Origin of the sequence: Enterococcus sp. AZ177 (assembly GCF_050544585.1) — a bacterium.
GTDB lineage: Bacteria > Bacillota > Bacilli > Lactobacillales > Enterococcaceae > Enterococcus_L > Enterococcus_L plantarum.
Genome location: NZ_CP172944.1, coordinates 511,515 through 530,615, shown reverse-complemented (window position 1 = coordinate 530,615; position 19,101 = coordinate 511,515). Strand labels below are relative to the sequence as shown.

The window sequence follows — 19,101 nt, the reverse complement described above, 5'->3', positions numbered from 1 at the left end:
AAAAGCAAGGGCTTTCAAACAAAAAAATTGGATTTATTTTTCATCCAATTTTCTAGTCGTTTTAAATGCTGTAAACTTCACTGGTAATATATGTTTCTTTTGTATAGCTAAGCTATCATCAAATTCCACTAACTCTTTCACACTTAAACGAGCAATCTCACGCACATCCTGAGACATTGTTGAAATAGTCAATGACTGATTAGAAAAGCTTCTAGCACCATCGAAACCAACTAATTGTACATCTTCTGGAATCGACCACGGTAAATGTGCAAATGTATTAAAAACAAATTCTGCATATCGATCTGTTACAGTAAAAATCCCATCAAAAGGACAATTCTCTGAAAATTTTTCAGTTAGAAATAGATCCAGTCTTTTGGGAAAATCAATTGAGTTTCCTTTATCTAAATAAACTTCATATTCCAATTCATTATGAGTACAATAATCAATAAAACCATTCATTCGTTCAAAAATACCTAAATTATTGGGTAACTCTCTTAAAATTAACAGCAGTCGTTTTGACCCTCGTTTATGCAATTCTTCTGCTGCTTGTCTAGCGCCACCAAAATTGTCACTTGTTATAAATGGAATAGCGCTATTAAAGTAACGCTCAATTGAAACAATCGGTATGTTTGAAATAAGATAGGGTTCTATATCACTGTAGGAAATAGTCAAAATTCCTTTGACTTTCTGTTCTTGCGCCATTTTTATATAGTCTAACTCTAAATTATAATCATTTTGAGAATTACATAATAACATTTTAAAATTTTGAATTTGCAATTCTAACTGGATATAATAGGCCAATTCAGAAAAAAATGGCGTCCATATCGTTGGTAATATAAATACAATGATGTCACTTTCTTGTTTTTTTAATGATCTAGCCGCTTGATTTGGTATATAATTCAACTCTTCAATTGCTTTTTCTACTCTAGCAGCTAATTCTGGCTTGATTTTTACGTGATTGACATAATTGGATACAGTTCCTCTAGAGACGTTTGCTTTTTTTGCAACATCATTCATATTGACCATTCACCTTCACCTCAGTAGATAGTATATCATAATAAAAAATGTGGCATGATTATTTTAAGCTGTTATTCATGTTCATTCGCAGAAAATTAAACATTTTTTTATAACAGAAATGCTTGCTTTGGGTGAATCTAAACCTTCAATCTCTCATAAAAATTGTTATGGAAGCTGGTGCAGGAGAAAACCCATAATCTGTATAGTCTGTAACTAGAACATCATTTTCTGTAACGACTATTTTTACTGTATTGTATTTTGTCCAGTACCCTTTCTCGAAAAATTCAATCAATACACTATCTCCATCATTTAATGGTTCCCACTTTCTATCTCGATAACCGCTATATTTACTATCCAAATGATACTCACCTGCTGCGAAGAATTTCGCGCGCCTTCCAAAATTAGTTTTCAAAGAAAAAATGAGCTGTTCATAAAATTTCTCTGTCTCATCCAAGTCAGCGACCTGTAAATATACATGACCGATTCTTGATCCTGGGGCTATGCCTAACTTCTTGTCATCCTCTAAATACACTATTTACACTAGATGATTCTATAATAATTCCCTCACGATCGCCCTCAGTTTCGTTGATTGATTTCTAATTCGTGTGTTTATATCAAATGGAACCCCAAGAAGCGTTGAATTATTCCAATATCCTAGATCTTTAGAATTATACTTAATTAACCTGAAATAGAAAATAAATTAAAAATATCTTTTTTTTTCAAAAATTGACTATTTTTTCATTCGTGCTCCATGATAGAATGTTGAATAATATGGAGGCGGAACTATGATAACTGCAGAAACAATTTTAGAACGTACACACGCATATGGCATTTCAACAGTCAACGAAAATGGATTTCCAAAAACCTTGATTTTACCATCCGTTATGAGTCGGTTCGGTTTTGTAACGTTGTATTTTTATTTAGATAAAAATTATGATGTCGTTAAAAATATACAAGTAAATCCAAAGGCTACAATTGCTTGTTATGCTGAACTAGAAAATGAATACGTCACAACCCTTAACTTAAATGGAACATTTACACTTGTTGAGTTAGATGAAGCCAAAATTATATCGGAAGATTACAAAAGATATGATTCTAACCTGAGCTATGAGAATCCGTGTATTCTATTATTCGAAACACTAAGTTTTAATGTAGAAAAAATAAAAAAATTTAATAGATAAGAGGTCTATACTTTCTGTATGTTGGTGATAAATTATCAGCATCCTTTTTATGTAAAGCAGCAAAAACACTTCAAATCTCTTAAAACGATACTGTTTCAAATCAAACACTCAACTAATTTACAAACAAAAAGTCAACTTCGATTACGAAGTTGACTTTTTACTAATACCCAAACTTAATCTGCATCCCATTTGGATCTTGTATCATTACTTGCTCATTTACCGTCACATATTCAACAGATGTTTCATCAAGTTGTTTGTTAAAAAGCTGAAACGCTTCTTTAGATGGCAACTGAAATTTATACCACGCCAAGCCCAACTGATTTTCACCAATTAGAGCCACATGTTCACCATTCCAAGTGTTCGTCCCAATATGATGATGGTACTCGCCTGCTGCGAAGAATTTCGCACGTCTGCCAAAATTAGATTTCAACGAAAAACCAAGTTTTTCGTAAAACGTCTCCGTCTCCTCTAAATCTGCAACCTGTAGATGAACATGCCCGATTCTTGATCCAGGTGCCATACCTAACCATTTTCCATCCGCTGCTGCAACAACAGCGTCACCATCTAGCTCTTCCGTCACACCGATGATTTCTCCATCTTTACGAATGTCCCATTCAGTCATCGGCTTATCACGATAGATTTCAATGCCGTTCCCTTCTGGGTCAGCTAAATATATCGCTTCACTGTAACCATGATCAGCCGCGCCGATTTCACTATTGTTTTGTAGTAGCCACACTAAGCTATTGCCTAGATCTTTACGCGAAGGTAAGAGAAAAGCCGTATGGTACAATCCCGTCGTTTTATCTTTTACCACAGGATCAACAAGTTCTTCCAACACAACGATTGCCTCCGAAGAATCTTGTGCACCTAAGAAAGCTGTCTTTAGTTCTTTTTTAAGTAAAACAAGTCCAATCATCTGTGTATAAAATTCTGTCATTTTCTCCAGATTTTGTACGTTCAATTTCACTTGTTTTACAATCGTTTCTTTAGGTAATGTGACCGCCATGCTTCTCTCCTCCATTTGCGTTAATTAGTTAAATTCTAGGAAACGTGCGCTATCTTCCATGTATTCTTTTTCGCCAGCTTCGGCTTCGATTGAACCGAAAACAAGTTGCGCTCTTAATTTCCAGCTGCTTGGAATTGACCATTCGTTTGCTACTGCTTCATCGATGACTGGATTGTAATGTTGTAAGTTTGCACCAATATTTTCTTGCGCCAATGCAGTCCAAACATTTGCTTGTGTTAAACCACTTGCTTGTTCTGACCATACTGGAAAGTTGTCTGCATATAATGCAAATTGTTCTTGTAGATTTTTTACAATATCCATATCTTCAAAGAAAAGCAATGTACCTGTTCCAGCTGCAAAACTTTGTAATTTAGCTTGTGTATTTGGGAAAGCTTCTGCTGGTGTTAAAGGTTTCAACGCTTCTTCTGTGATTGACCATAATTTTTTATGTGCATCACCGAATAAGAAAACCACACGTTGTGTTTGTGAGTTAAATGCTGTTGGGCTTTCTCTCACTACTTCTTTGACTAACGCTTTGATTTCTTCTTGTGATTGAGGAAGTTTATTTCCTAGAGAGTAGATTGAACGACGTTTTTTTAATGCTTGAGTAAATTCTGTCATGTGTATTGCTCCTTTTCGATTCGAATTCTTTTTTGATTACTTTCATAGTATAACCTCTTACTAAAAGTAAGTAAAGGGTTTTGACTTACTTTTTATAAGTTTTTTTAAAATGAAAAATAAAAAGCCTAAGACAATGGATTTTGTCTCAAACTTTTCTTTGATTATTTAAAAATCATTAATGCTAGTAACGTGATAATTGCTGGTACACCTTGTTTCAATAGAATTGATTTCGAAGAGGTCATTCCCCCGTAAACTGCGGCCACAATCACACACACAATAAAAAATGTAACAACACTCCAACTATTTGAAGCAAAAAAGGCGCCCCATAAAATTCCTGTTGCTAAAAATCCATTATACAATCCTTGATTTTTAAAAAGAATTTGTACTCGGGGATCTTCTAAAAATTCTTGTTCTAATCCAAATGAACGTTGTGCTGCAGGTGAAGTTGTCTGAAACATTTCTAGGTACACTATATAATAATGTTCAATTGCAATAATAACGGCTAACACGAAGGGAATGATTTGCATACTTGCTCCTCCTATTTCCAGGTTGTGATATCAGTTGCTGGCAGTCGATACGAAGGGTAACCTTCTTCATTTGCTTTACCAATTGAAACGATCATGACTGGATAATAACGTTCTTTATCCATTCCCAAGGCTTCTGCAATTTTTTCACGTTCGAACCCACCGATTGGATTTGTATCATATCCATAAGCACGCGCAACAAGCATTAGGTTCATTCCTGCTAAAGCACCGTCGATAATCGCCATTTCTTTTTTATCTTCTGTCGACATTTGCTCAAATAAAGGACTCAATACTTCTAGTTGGCGGTCTTTGACTTCTTGTGGCATTAGGTTTTGTTCAACAGCAGTGCCATAAATTTTTTCTGCGTGTTCAAAACTGTTTAGATCGCCAAAAATCACGATCATTGCAGCGGATGTTTCATTTTGCAATTTATTAAAACGAACAAGTGGTGCTAAGGCTTCTTTTCCTTCATCACTTTCAACCACAGTAAAACGCCAAGGTTGCATATTGACAGAAGAAGGTGCTTTAACCGTATCATTAATGATTTGCTCCATCTCTTCGCGCTTGATTTTAACTGTCGGATCATAATGACGAATTGATCTTCTCCCTTTCATGATCGTATCGAAATTATTTTCTTTATATGTGTTTTCCATAATATCCCTCATTTCTTCCTTTTGTTCGATTTTTTTCGAACATTAAAAATATAGCACGCTCTCAGCAATATGTAAAGTAGAATGTTTGTGTTATAATCTGTTTATGAAAAATAAATCGACCGACAACCAGGATCCTGTTCTTCAAGCGCTACAAGCAGTCAGTGACCCAATCCGTTTAAATATCCTTACTTGCTTGTTACTTGATGGTGAAAAACGGATTACCTCAGAAAAATACAATATTGTAAAATCCACTTTATCTCACCATATAAAATTGCTTAAGGATGCTCAGCTGATTCAAGAAATCAAGCTAGGAACAACCAAAACATATGTGTTAAATCAAGAATACATCCAGCAAGAATTACCTGGCTTACTTGAATTGATTCGCTTTAGAGCAGGAACTACCACCAAATAAACCGTCCTCAACATTTTTCTTTGCTGAGGACGGTTTGTTGTGTGGTTAGTCCGCCATTTTAATGACAATTTTTCCCACTGCATGGTGGGTTTCGCTTAATGCATGTGCATCGTAAACACCTTGTCTAGAAAAAGGAAATACTTCTCCGATCACTGACACTAGTTTGCCTGAAGCCATTAATTCTGCAATTTCTTGTAATTGTTTTCCATTCGTTTGAAGCCAGATGCTTTCTGCTTTGATATTTTTTTCTTTCGCCACTTCTTCATCTGCGATCCCAACAATTGAAATCAAGCGTCCTGTGTTTGGTTTTAGTACCGAAAAACTAGCTTTTTGAATCTCTCCGCCCATTGTATCAAAGACTACATCGATATCGCTTAAGACTTCTGCGAAATTGGTCGTATGATAATCAATCACTTCATCTGCACCTAATTTTTTGAGTAGTTCATGATTTTTTTCACTCGCTGTTGTAATAACGTACGCCCCCGCTTGTTTCGCTAATTGGATCGCGTACGTTCCTACACCCCCAGCACCTGCGTGAATCAACACCTTTTCGTCTTTTTGAAGTTTTCCATGGTCAAATAGTGCTTGTAATGCCGTTAAACCCGCTAAAGGAACAGCTGCCGCTTCTTCAAACGAGATATTTTCAGGAATTTTCGCTAATAAATGGTCATCAACAATTGTTTCTTCTGCATACGTACCAAATCGGGTTGTTTCTGGACGAGCGAAAACTTTATCGCCGACTTTCCAATCCGTCACGCCACTACCGACTTCTGTGATAACACCTGCAACATCCCAGCCTAAAATGATTGGAAATGGCCAGTCAAACATTTGTTTTAAATAGCCTTCTCTCAATTTCCAGTCGATTGGATTGATAGAGGTTGCATACTCTTTAACAAGTACTTGGTTTTCTGTTAATTCAGGTAAGGTCACCTCTTGTTCAATTAATTCATCTTTGCTGCCGTATTGATTAATCACTACTGCTTTCATATTTATAATCCCTCCGTCTTTAAATTAAAATGTGAACTTAGTATACTCCTTCTTTTTCATTTAGGTAAAAAATATGCTTACAAAAAATGGGTGTGAGACAAAAGTAAAAATCACTTTTGTTTCACACCCTAAATGGGAATAAACGCTAGGAGCAGAAGCAATCCCTTCTGCCCCAGCCTCAGTAATGTAACTCTTATTCATAACGCAATGATTCAATTGGGTCTAATTTAGCTGCTCTTCTAGCTGGCAAAGTTCCTGCAAGGAATGCGATACCCATGATTACTAGAATAATAACAGCAGATGAAGAAGCCGAGAATTGAATCAGCGTAAAGCCTGACAAGGATTCTAAGAATGAATCCGCTGCGACTTGATTTATCAATGCACCTGCACCAACAGCTCCTAAAATACCTAGAAGTGAACCTAAAAATCCAATCAAAGCCGCTTCTACACTGAAGATCGTGAAGACTTTCCCACTGCTAAGTCCCATCGCTTTCATTAAACCGATTTCTCTAGTCCGTTCTTGCACGGACATGTACAATGTATTGATGATCCCAAAGCTAGCTGCTAGTAATGCAATCGCCCCAAACATCGTTAAGACGCCTGTAATCGCATTGATCACATTACGAATCATACCAATTTGATCTTCAACTGTTTGTCCCATGTAGCCTGCTTTGTCCAAACGTTCTTTTACATCTGCGATTTCTGATTTGGTTACATCTTTGCTCATTTCACCCATGATCAAACCGTATTGACCGGTCATCGCTGCTGGTAAGCCTTCTTCGTTGATTTTTGAAATTTCATCAACAAGAGCTCGGTTCATTAAAGACATTCCGCCTTGGATCAAGCTCGTATTACGCACTCCAACGATAGTCGCTTCGACTACTTTTTCTTCTCCAGTAGCCGCAGAAGGTGCTGCAATTTTCACCGTTTTACCGATTGCATCTTCACTTGATTTATACCCTAAAGATTTCACGTATTCTGGTGCTAAATTGAGTTGTAATTCTGAACTTTTTTGATCTAGTTCTTTCCCTGCTTCAAGGTCTACATTTATTTCTTCTACCATTGGCATCCCTGAAAACACATATTTTTCATTGTTTTCTCCTGTAATGTAAGTAGTTGAAACAGATTTCATTGCTTCTGCGCTTTTGATACCATCAATCTTTCTGATTTTTTCGAGGTCTTTGCTATCTAACGCTTCTTGTTGTTGCATTGAGCTTGTTTTTTTCGTTTCATCATACTTTTGTGGTTCACCGTCTTCACTAGTTCCTCCAGTCATTTTAGGCTGAATCATGATTTGATTTTGGCCGCCAACACTTCCGACTTGTTTGTCGATGTAATCATTAACCCCAATATTGACACCTGTTGTTAGTGAAATGGTAAATGCACCTATAAAAATAGCTACGATCGTTAGAATCGTTCGCCCTTTATTACGCATTAAATTGGAACTGGCTGATTTTAAAATATCACTAAATTTCATCTACTCATCCCCTCCTACAATTAATCCATCACGCACATGAATTTGTCGATCACAGCGTGCTGCAAGGTCTGGATCATGAGTGACAATAATCAGCGTGATCCCTTTTTCTTTGTTCAAATCGAATAACAGCTGTTCAATCTTATCCCCTGTTGTTGAATCTAGATTTCCTGTCGGCTCGTCTGCAAAAATAATTTTAGGATTGTTTACCAACGCACGTGCAATACAGACTCGTTGTTTTTGACCACCGGATAAATTATTGGCTTTATTGTTGATTTTATCGTCTAATTCCACAGCTTTCAATGCTTCAAGCGCCATTTCTTTGCGTTTGCCATTTGAAATACCACCGATTTTTAGCGGTAACATCACGTTATTTAACACAGTATCTTTTGGATTCATAAAAAATTGCTGAAACACAAAACCAAATTGTTTATTTCTAGTTTTGTCTAATTCTTTTTTACTGATACTTGTTACGTTTTGATCATTTAATAAAATTTCTCCAGAAGTTGGTTTATCTAATAATGCTAAAATATGCATAAATGTTGATTTACCTGATCCACTTTTACCAATGATCGCAACGGATTCACCTTCTTCAATTTTTAGATCCACGCCTTTTAATGCATCAAATTTTGATTCATTGCGGCCGTAACTTTTCTTTATACCTCTTGCTTCGATTACAGACATGTTTTCCCCTCCACTGATTCTCATTCTACGCTACCTACAAAATTGTGTTTGACTGATTGTTCGCCCTTTCAACATTTATCCTCCTACTTCTCTTATCATTTTGAAGGAATACACCGTCCTTGTCATGGTACTTAAGACCTATATTTGACGAACTTAAGGCGGAGATAAAAAAAAACGGATGTGGGACAAAAGGAAAAATCACTTTTGTCTCACATCCTAAATGCGAATAAACGACGGGAACATTTTTTAGATAAGTTATTTCTCCATTAGAGTCAAGAGTTGCACTGTACGCCTAGCAGCATTCGCTAAATTACTTTCTGCATTATTCATCGCTTCCTCCAATGTTGTTATTCGATCGACCATTGGCACAATCACCGAAATACCTTCTTCTCGAAAAAGCTGTTGATCTCCAGTAAAGCTTCCCACAAACGCCACAACTGGAACCTTATATTTTTTTGCGATCTGTCCAATACCAATAGGAACTTTCCCTTGTAAACTTTGGTTGTCCATTTTCCCTTCACCCGTAATCACTAAATCAGCTGTTCTGATCGCTTCCTCTAAGTTTGTTTGTTCTGAAATAAAGGCAAAACCTGATTGAACCACGCCTTTTAAGAACACCCTGATTGCAAAACCAAGTCCCCCAGCTGCACCATCTCCGGCTACAGAAGGTCTTGTTCCGCAAACTTTTTCTTGATAGTGCTTCATTCCATTTTCATACTGAGCCAATTCATTTTCAGCCACTCCTTTTTGTTGGCCAAACATATAAACAGCCCCATTTTCACCTAGTAATGGACTCGTGACATCTGATGCACTATAAAATGAGGTATTTGCTAGACGTGAATCTAAATGTTCTACAGAAAAATGATCAATGGCCGCTACATTGCTTCCTTTAGCAGATAACAACTGATTGTCTTGATCAAAAAACTCAACACCTAAAGCACTTAGTAATCCGATACCGCCATCTATTGTCCCTGTTCCGCCTAAGCCGATGATAATTGTTTTAGCCCCTTGATTTAAGGCTGCTAAAATCAATTCTCCAGTACCATATGTGGAGGTATTGAGTGGATGGGTCGCCAGTGTACCATCTAAATATTGAATCCCCGAAGCCGCAGCAGATTCGATCACAGCTATCTTTTCGGTACTAAACCAACCAAATTCAACAGTCACGATTTGACCGTCTAAAGCGTGTACTTCTGCTGGGATTTTCTCACCATCACCATTTTTGATCACCGCTGCAACTGTCCCCTCACCACCATCTGCAACGGCAATGGCTTTGACTAGATGTCCTTGCTCGGAAAAGACTTTGGTAACAATTTGATTTGCTTCAATACTAGATAAGGATCCTTTCATAGAATCAATCGCTGTTACAACATTCATTGTCGTTCCTCCATCTTTCCGTGTAGCCTATCGTCTTTATTTTACCATCCTTTGACTTTGGCTACTCGTAATCTTGTCACAAAAAAACTAAGACAATCATTGCCTTAGCTTTTTACATTATTTTTCTAACATTCGATAGCCTATCCCGATTTCAGTCAAAATGTATTCTGGTTCGACGGGATTATCTTCGATTTTTTTACGAATATTCGACATGTTTACTCTTAGAGTCTGACTTTCATTGCTGTATGGCCCCCAGACTTTTTGAGAAATATACGTGTGGGTCAGTACTTTCCCTACATTTTCACCAAGAACTTGAATAATCTTGTATTCATTTGGGGTCAAATGGATCACTTGCCCTCTTTTACTAACCGTGTGGTGTTCAATATCGATACACAAATCACCATTGTTAAGCTGTTTTACTTCGTTTTGAACACCCGCATTCCTCGCAGCATGTCTTAGTGCTGTTCTGATTCTGGCCAGTAATTCTGGCGTTCCAAATGGTTTGGTAATGTAGTCATCTGCTCCTAAATCTAGCGCTTCGACCTTATTATTTTCATGATCCCGTGCTGAGATAATAATGATGGGTACAGCAGCGGTTTCTCGGATTTTTTTCAATACTTCGATTCCATCTTGATCGGGTAAACCGAGATCAAGTAATATCAAATCCATCGGCCACATCCGAAAGGTCGATAATCCTTCCAATGCCGAATGTGCTAGATGAACTGTATGCTTTTCTTTTTCTAAGACAGCACCCATGAATTCAGCAATCAAATCGTCATCTTCAATAATTAAAATCGTTGCCATTCTAATTGCTCCTTTCTTTCTAATGGTAAAGCGAAAGTGAATATCGCACCACCTTGGGGTCTATTTCCAGCTTTAAGTGTTCCGTCATGGGCCATGATAATGGTTTTAACAATTGATAAACCAATTCCCATCCCACTTTTAGAATCGACGGGTGTATTTTGTTTGGTCATGCCACTAAACAATAATTTGAGTTGTTCTGGGGTCAAACCTTTACCTTGATCGGTTATTTCAAAAGTCACTTCTTTTTCAGTTAACGTAACCGTAAGGAAAATCGGAGAATCGCTCTCCGAATGTCTGATTGCATTTTCCATCAAGTTAAATAGGACCTGTTCAATCAAAATCGAATCCATCGGCACAAGTACAAACTCTTCAGGTAATGTGACCTTGATTTCACTATGAGGATAGCTTTTTCTAATCCTCTGAATCGCGGTTGAAACAACTTCTTCAGCGGCTTCTTTGCTTTTAGCAACTTTCATCGTTTCTTCATTGATCCGAGTGATCGATAATAAATTTTCCACCATACGGATCAACCAATCTGCATCTTCTTTGATCCTAACAAGTAATCTGCGTTTCGTTTCTTGCGGAAGTTTGGCTGTCTCATCATCATTTAAAATCGTTTCGACTGATCCTGATATTCCAGTAAGCGGCGTTCGTAAATCATGTGAGATTGCCCGCAGTAAATTGCCTCGCATTCGTTCTTTTTCATTTTCAACTAAGATTTGCTGGCGCTCTGATGTTAGTTTATTTTGTTCGATTGCGAGCGAAAGCTGCGTGGAAATCAATTCTAAAAAGCTAATGATTTCATCTGTTATCGGATTTTCATTTCTTTTTTCGATACCGATGACCGCTAGCGTAACGCCGTTTGATAAAACCGGTAAATAGAGTGCTTTGGCTCCCATTAACGTATCCGTCCCGTAGCCCGCTTGTTTTTGGTTGATGAAGACCCAGTTAGCGACCGCTAATTCTTCCAAACTTCTTAACGGTCCTTTGATTGGCGCACCTTCTGGATTTTTCAGTTCTTGTTCACCGTATAAAACGACTTCTCTATCTAGCATATTAGACAAGTATTCAGCTGTTGTTGTGAAGATTTCGTTTTGGTCCTGAGCAATTAAATATTTTTTATTCAATTCATACAAAATCTCTAATTGGTGCTCTCGTTTCATGGCATAGAATGCTTGTTTTTTGATTTGCATCATTAAATTACTGACTAACAAAGCAACCAGTAGCATGAAAACCAATGTTACTGGATACCCTTGTTTGTAAACGGTTAAAGAGTACAGCGGTTCGACGAAAAACCAGTTAAACATCAAAACACTAGCCATCGAAGAGAGCGCCGCCCATAGATAACCAGTTGTTATTCTGGCTACTAACAAAACAAAAAGAATATAGATCAAAATTAAATTCTGATCGCCAATATGAAAATAAGATCCCAATTCGGAAAACAATGTCGCTAAAGCGAGTAAGCCAATCGTCATATACAGGTCTTTCCAAGTAAAAATACTTTGTAAGTTCTTTTTCTTGGTGGCGTATTTATTCAGCAAATACTTGTTTGATTGATAAGGTACTAAATGAATATCCACATCTGGTATAAAGGCAACCAACTCATCCTCTAAGTCAGGTCGATACAAACGGATAAAGCGAGAGCGCTTAATGATTTTCCCCATTACAACATCCGTCACTCCACGCATTTTTACGTATTGAACGATTGTCTCTCGCTGGTTGTCACTTTCTAAAGTGACCACTTCACCACCAAGTTTCGCTGCAAGTTTTGAATTGTCAGACTCTGAATGTTCAGACATGTCTTCTAAAATCTCCAGTGCAATCCATTCCGTCCCTAATGCTTGAGCTAAACGAGCCGTCCAGCGGAGGCATTTTTTTGTCATGTCTGGATTCTTTTCATCGATAATCGTGAGTAATTTAGAATGGATTCCCGTACTTTTTTGTGTTTCTTGCTGATTCGTTGTATTGATGTGGTCGGATGCTTTGCGAATGGCTAAGCCTCTTAAAACGATTAAGTTATCTGTTTTAAAAAAATTGGCCATGGCTTTTTTGGCGTTTTCGGAATGATAGATTTTGCCTTGTTTCAATCGTTCTAGTAATTCCTCTGTTTCAATATCTACTACTTTTAATGAACTGGTTTCAAAAAATGTATCAGGTACGGTTTCGGAAATATGAATCCCTGTCACTTGCTCCACTACATCATTTAAACTTTCGATGTGTTGGACATTAACGGTTGTATAAACATCGATACCTGCTTTTAATAGTTCTTCGATGTCTTGGTATCTTTTTCTATTTCTAGCCCCTACTGCATTGGTGTGGGCAAGTTCATCCACCAAAATAATCTCTGGTTTTGCTTGTAATGCGGCATCTACATCAAACTCGTTGATCGTAATCCCTTTATATTCATACTTTTTGGTTGGTAATGTGGGTAATCCTGCTACCAAGTTTTCCGTTTCAGGACGTGCATGGGGTTCTACATACCCAACTAAAACAGTTTTGCCTTCTTCAAGTTGTTCATGGGCTTCTTTTAACATCGCATAGGTTTTCCCAACACCTGCCGCATAACCGAAGAAAACCTTCAGTCGACCAGACCTCAGGCTTTGTTCGTTTTTCTTCCATTTTTCTAGTATCTGTTCCGGATCTAAACGTTCATCTTCCACTATTTATGCCATCCTTTATTTCGAGGTTGAGACAGTCCAATCGGTTATTTAGACTTATCCAATGATTGATTTACACCTAAAACATTCACACGTCGTGAATCAACTGGTCCGATTTTAAGTCCTGTGATATTTTGTTTGATTATAGCATGGACTTGGGTATTTTTCATATTTCTACTCGTCGCGATTCGCTCCACTTGTGCCATTGCCGCTTCAATTGAAATTTCAGGATCGATACCGCTCGCTGAGGCAGTAACGAAATCGATAGGAACTTCTTCTACGTCAAGTTCTTGTACACGTTTCTCAATACGAGTTTTTTGTTCTTTAGATACAGGTGATAGTTGACTTACTTTTTCAGGACGTCCATGGAGATAGTTTTCTTCTGAGAAGGATTGTCCAATCAATTTTGACCCTATGATACCCGTTTCTTCTTTGATCAAACTGCCGTTTGCTTGCGCTGGAAATAATACTTGCCCAACGGCTGTTACAGCTACGGTGTAGATGGCACCGCAGATTATCGTAAACAATAAAATACTCTTTAGTGAAGCAATCATTATTTTTTTCATGGGATTTCCTCCTTAATTTTAAAGGTGAATAGGCTCATTTAGTCTTGACAGAAAAATAGGAAAAATAGAGAATGGTGCTCTTTGCCAGACTCTATTTTTATCTTTTTTCCGAAAGACTAGCCTATGAACCTAAGGTAAGTAACGTTTAATACAAAACGAGTGTCAATAGAACATCGATTAATTTAATCGCAATAAACGGTGCTACCACGCCACCTACTCCATAAACAAGTAAATTGTGGCTTAAAATTTTACTGGCTGGTTTTTCTTTATAAGAAACACCTTTCAACGCCAATGGGATCAACGCTACGATGATTACAGCATTGTAGATGATCGCTGATAAAATCGCCGTTGTTGGACTCGTTAATTTCATGATGTTCAAGGCATCCAAAGCTGGATAGATACTGAAAAATAAAACTGGGATGATCGCAAAATATTTTGCAATATCATTGGCAATACTGAATGTTGTTAAAGCACCTCGCGTCATCAATAATTGTTTCCCAATTTTGACGATACTGATCAATTTTGTTGGGCTGGAATCTAAATCAATCATATTTCCGGCTTCTTTGGCTGCTTGGGTACCTGTATTCATAGCAACTGCAACATCTGCTTGAGCTAACGCAGGTGCATCGTTTGTACCGTCACCTGTCATTGCAACAAGATGTCCTTTTTCTTGGTAGTCACGAATCAAACTCATTTTATTTTCTGGTGTTGCTTCTGCCAAGAAATCATCCACGCCTGCTTCAGCGGCAATTGCGGCTGCGGTCATTGGATTGTCGCCTGTAATCATGATTGTTTTGATTCCCATTTTGCGTAGATCTTCAAATTTTTCCTTCACACCATTTTTGACGATATCTTTTAAATAAATCACACCGAATACTTGATTATTTTTGACGACAACTAAGGGCGTCCCGCCTTCGTTTGCAACACGCTGAACGATAATATTACATTCTTCTGGATAGCGATTGCCTTTTTCTTCTACATATTGTTTCATCGTGTCTGCAGCACCTTTGCGAATTTCGTCCCCTTGGTAATTGATGCCGCTCATCCGCGTTTTTGCTGTAAACTCGATAAATTCAAGCTCTACTTGATTTAGTTCTCGACCACGGATATCAAATTGTTCTTTGGCTAAAATAACGATACTGCGCCCTTCTGCCGTTTCATCTGCTAAAGAGGATAGTTGAGCAGCATCTGCTAAGTCATATTCGCTGACACCTGTCACTGGAATAAATTCACTTGCTCGGCGATTGCCTAGCGTGATGGTACCTGTTTTGTCTAGTAATAAAATATCTACATCCCCAGCTGCTTCGATTGCCCGTCCACTCATCGCAATTACGTTTTCCTTGTTTAAGCGGCTCATTCCGGCAATTCCGATAGAAGAAACCAATGCACCAATAGTCGTTGGCGCTAAGCAAACAAGTAAAGCGATAATTGTAGTTAACGCTAAAGCAGAACCGGTTCCCACCAGTTCACTTGAAAATTTGGTAAAAGGAATTAATGTCGCTGAAACGACTAGAAAAATAATCGTCAACATAATCAAAATAATTTGGAGCCCAATTTCATTCGGTGTTTTTTTCCGTTCGGTTCCTTCCACCATAGAGATCATTTTATCTAAAAAGGATTCGCCATTTTCAGCAGTCACTTTAATCACTAAATAATCTGAAACAACGGTTGTTCCGCCAGTGACAGCACTACGGTCACCACCAGACTCACGAATAACAGGAGCCGATTCACCTGTTATTGCACTTTCATCCACCGAAGCCGCACCATCGATCACATCGCCATCCATTGGGATTTGTTCGTTTGATGCTACATAAACCAGATCTCCTTTTTTCAGTTCAGAGGACTTGATTTGAGTGAATTTTTTTGCTACAGCGTCTTCGATTGAAGCAACTTTATGTGCGGTGACTTCTTTCTTCGCTTGTTTTAAACTTTCCGCTTGGGCTTTTCCCCGACCTTCTGCGATTGCTTCAGCAAAGTTAGCAAATAAAATCGTTAGCCATAAAATAATGGCAATCGCTAAAATGAAGAATGGCTCTGTATCTGTATAGCCAGCAAACGTTAAAACGTACAAAACCGTCGTTAAAATAGCACCCAGATAAACAACTAACATCACTGGATTTTTTAATTGAATCGTTGGTGCTAATTTTTTAAAAGACGAGTTGAAAGCTTCTATATAAACATTGTGTTTACTTTGTGTATTTTTCACTTGTTTCCCCTTCTTTGCTTTATTTTGTCATAAAGTGTTCTGCGATTGGTCCTAATGCCATTGAGGGCAAGAAACTTAGCGCGCCAATCACTAAAATCACAATGATCAACATCGTTACAAACGTTGCATTGGTCGTTGAAAGTGTGCCTGAACCTGTTGCTACTATTTTCTTTTTCCCTAAATTAGAGGCTAAATAAATCACGGCTAACATCGGGATAAAACGGGAAAGGATCATAATGATTCCACCAAGGATATTCATGAATGGCGTATCGGTGGTTAAGCCTGCAAAGGCACTTCCATTATTATTCGCTAGTGAAGAAAAACCATAGAGAATTTCTGAAAAACCGTGGGGGCCTTGATTTGTTAACCAAGACATTGCTTGTGGATTCAAGACAAACAACATCGTTCCCATCAAAGTCAATAACAACGGCGTTAAGATCACTAGACAAGCCATTTTCATATCGAAAGGTTCGATTTTCTTTCCAAGATATTCAGGTGTTCTTCCGACTAATAAGCCAGCAATAAAAATAGCAAGCAAGATAAAAACAATCATTCCATAGAGTCCACTACCCGCACCACCAAAGATAATCTCTCCTAGTTGCATCAAGAACATTGGAATCAATCCGCCAAGTGGTGTGAAGCTATCCAGCATAGCATTGATAGAACCATTGGAAGCAGCTGTCGTACTAACTGCCCAAAGACTTGACCAACCAATACCAAAACGTGTTTCTTTACCTTCCATGTTCATTTGACCGATCACGTGACTAAATTGTGGTCCGTAATATTCACTTAACGTCACACCAATCAAAGCTGCAATCAAAAAGCCAAGAGAAACGATCATGATTGTTCGACCTTGTTTCCAATCTTTCACAAACAGTCCAAAAGCAACGATCAGAGCTGCAGGAATCAATAGAATCGAACTATTTTCAATGAAATTACTAATCAAGTTAGGATTTTCAAATGGATGAGCTGAGTTGTCACCAAAGTAGCCACCGCCATTTGTTCCTAATTGTTTGATGGCAACTTGACTAGCAACAGTTCCCAAAGGTAAAAAGATCTTTTGGCCGAGTTCTAGACTGGTCGTTTCAACAGAACCAGCAAATGTTTGAACAACACCTTGGGAAATCAATAGTAAGGAAATGATAAAAGATAATGGTAATAATATATATAAAATAATTTTTGTTAAATCTTGCCAGAAATTGCCAATTTGCTTTGTTGTCCGTTTTGTAAAACCACGAAGTAAAACAAATAATACCGCAATCCCTACAGCAGCGGATACAAAGTTTTGAACAGTTAATCCAAAGGCTTGTGTAAAGATCGATAATGTCTCTTCACCAGCGTAGGCTTGCCAGTTGGTATTGGTGATGAAACTTGCTGCAGTGTTAAACGCCAATGAAACACTTGTCCCTGGCAATTTTTCAGGATTCAACGGCAAAAAGCCTTGTCCCAAAAGCATAGCCATCAAAAGAATAAACGAAAAGAAACTAAAAAAGAGAACACTCAAGCTATATTGCTTCGCTGTCATTTCTTTTTGCGCTGGTGTTCCTAAAAATTGATAGATTTTCGTTTCGATTGGATGGATCATTTTTGTCAAAATTGTCTTTTGGTTTGTCATTACTTTGTGGATATAAATACCTAGTGGAATTGCTAAACCGATCAAGACAATAAAAAAGATTGTTTGTTGGATAAAAATTGTACTCACCGTTGATCCCCCCAAAATAGTTGGTAAAATAAGTAAATAAGCAGTAATCCTGCAATTATTCCAGATATAATCGTCATCAAAATCCCTCTCCTTCATTTGATAAAAATAGCATATCAACTTTCCTATAAAGATAGTGTTAAAGTTAAGTGGGCTTCTTTATACCATCTTTACATCGGTAAGGGCTTTCAATCCATTCAATACCAAAGTATTTCTAAAAAAGTATTCAGACTTAAATTTGCGTATTTTATTTTGTCGCCTATCTTACAGTCTTGCGACTGGATGGAGATGTCCTCTTTATGTTCGTAGCATTAGTCTGTCCGCTTCTTGTTGGAATACTCGTCTCATTATTTGAGTATTGGCTGAATAAAAAACACAAGAAGTAACAGTAGATAGGGCGACATTCGCCACAAAAAAGCCCCTGGAGAATCAGACTCTCCAAGGGCTTACTCTTTACGTTCTATATTACTTAGCAAAATTATTATAACATGAGATGATAATTAATATCAAGAATAAAAAAGTATTTCTTACAATAAATTTTCTATATCTCCAGCAATTTTTTCTGGCTCAACAGTTGGTGCAAAGCGTTTTACCACATGACCATCACGATCTACTAAAAATTTCGTAAAGTTCCACTTGATCGCACCACCTAAAAGCCCACCTTTTTCACCTTTTAAAAAAGTGTACAACGGATCAGCGTTTTCTCCATTTACATCGACTTTTCCAAACGTTTGAAATGTCGTTTGATACGTCAATTGACAAAACTCACTGATTTCCTGATTGGTGCCAGGAGCTTGATGCCCAAATTGATTACATGGGAAATCTAGTATTTCTAATCCTTGTTCACGATATTTTTTATATAACTCTTCTAATCCCTCGTACTGAGGTGTAAACCCGCAACCTGTCGCAGTATTTACAATCAGGAGAACTTTTCCACGATACTCTTCTAACGAAACCATTTCATCTGTTGTCGTTTTTACTTGATACTCATAAATACTCATTTTACTTCTTCCTCTCCAATAATCTATCTTAACTAAATACTAGCTAGTAGAGCACTTTTCGTCAAGGAAACACGCTTTGATTGCTCATACCGTTGGTGTCAATTCCAATAGCATAATACCGTTTGTATCAAGTGTTACATAATAGTTAAATAGATGTTCGATTTGAGTATCGAAGACTTTGATTTTCGGTCTCGTACTCTCAACAACATATTTTTGTGTCTCCAAATCCAGA

General features: G+C 37.6%; 19 protein-coding genes and 1 pseudogene. 3 read left to right on the top strand and 17 right to left on the bottom strand.

All coding sequences use genetic code 11. From position 1 onward, the window contains the following. Positions 1-33: 33 nt before the first annotated feature. Positions 34-1,026, bottom strand: a complete 993-nt coding sequence (locus IGJ34_RS02540) for a LacI family DNA-binding transcriptional regulator (RefSeq protein WP_111247585.1) — start codon at positions 1,024-1,026, stop codon at positions 34-36. 349 nt (positions 1,027-1,375) lie between these two features. Next, positions 1,376-1,537, bottom strand: a pseudogene (locus IGJ34_RS02535) (VOC family protein); the annotation flags it as partial. 265 nt (positions 1,538-1,802) lie between these two features. Between IGJ34_RS02535 and IGJ34_RS02530 the strand changes: the two are divergent. Continuing rightward, complete coding sequence (locus IGJ34_RS02530; RefSeq protein ID WP_206838406.1) at positions 1,803-2,198, top strand: pyridoxamine 5'-phosphate oxidase family protein; 396 nt, start codon at positions 1,803-1,805, stop codon at positions 2,196-2,198. Positions 2,199-2,358: 160 nt separating this feature from the next. Here IGJ34_RS02530 and IGJ34_RS02525 read toward each other — a convergent pair whose 3' ends face one another. The 4 genes from IGJ34_RS02525 to IGJ34_RS02510 form a co-directional block, all read right to left on the bottom strand. After that, positions 2,359-3,204, bottom strand: a complete 846-nt coding sequence (locus IGJ34_RS02525) for a VOC family protein (RefSeq protein ID WP_430598054.1) — start codon at positions 3,202-3,204, stop codon at positions 2,359-2,361. 24 nt (positions 3,205-3,228) lie between these two features. Further along, entirely contained in the window at positions 3,229-3,825 is a 597-nt protein-coding gene (locus IGJ34_RS02520) for a nitroreductase family protein (protein ID WP_069653894.1), read from the bottom strand. A gap of 161 nt (positions 3,826-3,986) precedes the next feature. Then, a complete protein-coding gene (locus IGJ34_RS02515; protein WP_430598053.1) occupies positions 3,987-4,352 on the bottom strand; it encodes a DUF1304 domain-containing protein in 366 nt (121 codons plus the stop codon). Between the two features lie 11 nt (positions 4,353-4,363). After that, a complete protein-coding gene (locus IGJ34_RS02510; RefSeq protein WP_069653896.1) occupies positions 4,364-5,002 on the bottom strand; it encodes a nitroreductase family protein in 639 nt (212 codons plus the stop codon). 103 nt (positions 5,003-5,105) lie between these two features. On the opposite strand from IGJ34_RS02510, the gene IGJ34_RS02505 reads away from it, so the two are divergent. Continuing rightward, positions 5,106-5,414, top strand: coding sequence for an ArsR/SmtB family transcription factor (locus IGJ34_RS02505; protein ID WP_430598052.1), 309 nt, complete (start codon positions 5,106-5,108; stop codon positions 5,412-5,414). 45 nt (positions 5,415-5,459) lie between these two features. On the opposite strand, the gene IGJ34_RS02500 is transcribed toward IGJ34_RS02505, so the two are convergent. The 9 genes from IGJ34_RS02500 to kdpA all read right to left on the bottom strand — a co-directional run bounded on the left by IGJ34_RS02500 (position 5,460) and on the right by kdpA (position 17,871). Continuing rightward, entirely contained in the window at positions 5,460-6,401 is a 942-nt protein-coding gene (locus IGJ34_RS02500; protein ID WP_430598051.1) for an NADP-dependent oxidoreductase, read from the bottom strand. A 193-nt stretch (positions 6,402-6,594) separates the two neighbouring features. Next, complete coding sequence (locus IGJ34_RS02495) at positions 6,595-7,878, bottom strand: ABC transporter permease (protein ID WP_069653899.1); 1,284 nt, start codon at positions 7,876-7,878, stop codon at positions 6,595-6,597. After that, positions 7,879-8,559 carry an ABC transporter ATP-binding protein gene (locus IGJ34_RS02490; protein WP_069653900.1) on the bottom strand — a complete coding sequence of 227 codons (681 nt, stop codon included), beginning with the start codon at positions 8,557-8,559 and terminating at the stop codon, positions 7,879-7,881. It abuts the gene before it with no gap. A 255-nt stretch (positions 8,560-8,814) separates the two neighbouring features. Next, complete coding sequence (locus IGJ34_RS02485) at positions 8,815-9,936, bottom strand: glycerate kinase family protein (protein ID WP_430598050.1); 1,122 nt, start codon at positions 9,934-9,936, stop codon at positions 8,815-8,817. A gap of 117 nt (positions 9,937-10,053) precedes the next feature. Beyond that, on the bottom strand, positions 10,054-10,740 hold the full coding sequence (locus IGJ34_RS02480) for a response regulator transcription factor (RefSeq protein ID WP_430598049.1): 687 nt from the start codon (positions 10,738-10,740) through the stop codon (positions 10,054-10,056). Further along, a complete protein-coding gene (locus tag IGJ34_RS02475) occupies positions 10,725-13,400 on the bottom strand; it encodes a DUF4118 domain-containing protein (protein WP_430598048.1) in 2,676 nt (891 codons plus the stop codon). The genes IGJ34_RS02480 and IGJ34_RS02475 overlap by 16 nt, the downstream gene beginning before the upstream one ends. Positions 13,401-13,444: 44 nt before the next feature. Then, on the bottom strand, positions 13,445-13,963 hold the full coding sequence (locus IGJ34_RS02470) for a potassium-transporting ATPase subunit C (protein ID WP_430598047.1): 519 nt from the start codon (positions 13,961-13,963) through the stop codon (positions 13,445-13,447). Between the two features lie 145 nt (positions 13,964-14,108). After that, positions 14,109-16,169 (bottom strand): potassium-transporting ATPase subunit KdpB, encoded by a 2,061-nt coding sequence (kdpB, locus tag IGJ34_RS02465; RefSeq protein ID WP_430598046.1) that lies wholly within the window; start codon positions 16,167-16,169, stop codon positions 14,109-14,111. A gap of 19 nt (positions 16,170-16,188) precedes the next feature. Then, on the bottom strand, positions 16,189-17,871 hold the full coding sequence (gene kdpA, locus IGJ34_RS02460) for a potassium-transporting ATPase subunit KdpA (protein ID WP_430598045.1): 1,683 nt from the start codon (positions 17,869-17,871) through the stop codon (positions 16,189-16,191). Between the two features lie 296 nt (positions 17,872-18,167). Between kdpA and IGJ34_RS02455 the strand changes: the two genes are divergently transcribed. Then, positions 18,168-18,254 (top strand): type I toxin-antitoxin system Fst family toxin, encoded by an 87-nt coding sequence (locus IGJ34_RS02455; protein WP_111248499.1) that lies wholly within the window; start codon positions 18,168-18,170, stop codon positions 18,252-18,254. Positions 18,255-18,395: 141 nt separating this feature from the next. Here the strand turns inward: IGJ34_RS02455 and IGJ34_RS02450 are convergent, their stop codons facing one another. Continuing rightward, positions 18,396-18,869 (bottom strand): glutathione peroxidase, encoded by a 474-nt coding sequence (locus IGJ34_RS02450; RefSeq protein WP_430598044.1) that lies wholly within the window; start codon positions 18,867-18,869, stop codon positions 18,396-18,398. Between the two features lie 84 nt (positions 18,870-18,953). Next, positions 18,954-19,094 carry a hypothetical protein gene (locus tag IGJ34_RS02445; RefSeq protein ID WP_430598043.1) on the bottom strand — a complete coding sequence of 47 codons (141 nt, stop codon included), beginning with the start codon at positions 19,092-19,094 and terminating at the stop codon, positions 18,954-18,956. Positions 19,095-19,101 lie beyond the last annotated feature (7 nt).